Source organism: Actinomadura sp. 7K507 (assembly GCF_004348425.1).
In the GTDB taxonomy this organism is placed as follows: Bacteria; Actinomycetota; Actinomycetes; order Streptosporangiales; family Streptosporangiaceae; genus Spirillospora.
Genome location: NZ_SMKK01000544.1, coordinates 1 through 871, shown reverse-complemented (window position 1 = coordinate 871; position 871 = coordinate 1). Strand labels below are relative to the sequence as shown.

Sequence of the window (871 nt, the reverse complement as noted above, 5' to 3'; positions counted from 1 at the left end):
CCATCTTCACCTTGTCGGAGATCTCCTTGAGCAGGACGTCCTGGTCCCCGTGGTCGATCGACCCGCCGAGGTCGTCGTCCCAGTTCGCCGACCACGTGATCTGCATGTCCTTGCCCGACAGCAGCGACTTCGGCCGCGCGACCGGGGTGTGCTCCTGGAGCGGGGCGCTGGTCAGGGTCTCGTAGTCGTAGGTCCAGGGCTCGTAGTAGTCGTCGATGCCGGGAAGCTTCGGGTTCGCGAAGATCGTCAGAAGCTTGCGGAGCCGGCCGCCGCCCTTGAGCGCGAGCCGCCCGCGCTTGTTCAGCGTCCAGCCGCCCTTCCACCGCTCCTGGTCCTCGTACCGGCGGGGGTAGCCCTGCCCAGGGCGGGTCTCGACGTTGTTGAACCACACGTACTCGACGCCGCTGCGGTTCGTCCACGCCTGCTTGCAGGTGACCGAGCAGGTGTGGCACCCGATGCACTTGTCGAGGTTCATCACCATCGACATCTGCGCCATGACCCTGCTCATTGCCTCACTCCGTTCGGCGGTTCACAGCCGCTTATTCGCAGCGACTTCCCTCGTCGCGTGCTCGCTCCTTCGTCGCTGCGCGCGCTCCTCAGTCCAGCCGCTGCGCGGCTGCTCACAAGCATCAGTAGGTCACCTCCTGGGAGCGGCGGCGGATCACGGTGACCTCGTCGCGCTGGTTGCCGGTCGGGCCGAGGTAGTTGAACGCGAACGACAGCTGCGCGTACCCGCCGATGAGATGGCTCGGCTTGATCAGCAGCCGGGTCAGCGAGTTGTGGATGCCGCCGCGGCGGCCGGAGGTCTCCGAGCGCGGGACGTCGATCAGCCGGTCCTGCGCGTGGTACATGTACACCGTCCCCTCCGGCA

1 protein-coding gene and 1 pseudogene are annotated in these 871 nt (G+C 66.8%); both read right to left on the bottom strand.

All coding sequences use genetic code 11. The annotated features are described in order from the left end of the window. A pseudogene (gene narY / locus E1285_RS45175) lies at positions 1-508 on the bottom strand (nitrate reductase subunit beta); the annotation flags it as partial. A gap of 121 nt (positions 509-629) precedes the next feature. After that, a partial coding sequence (locus E1285_RS45170) for a hypothetical protein (protein ID WP_132161048.1) occupies positions 630-871 on the bottom strand: 242 nt, incomplete at its 5' end.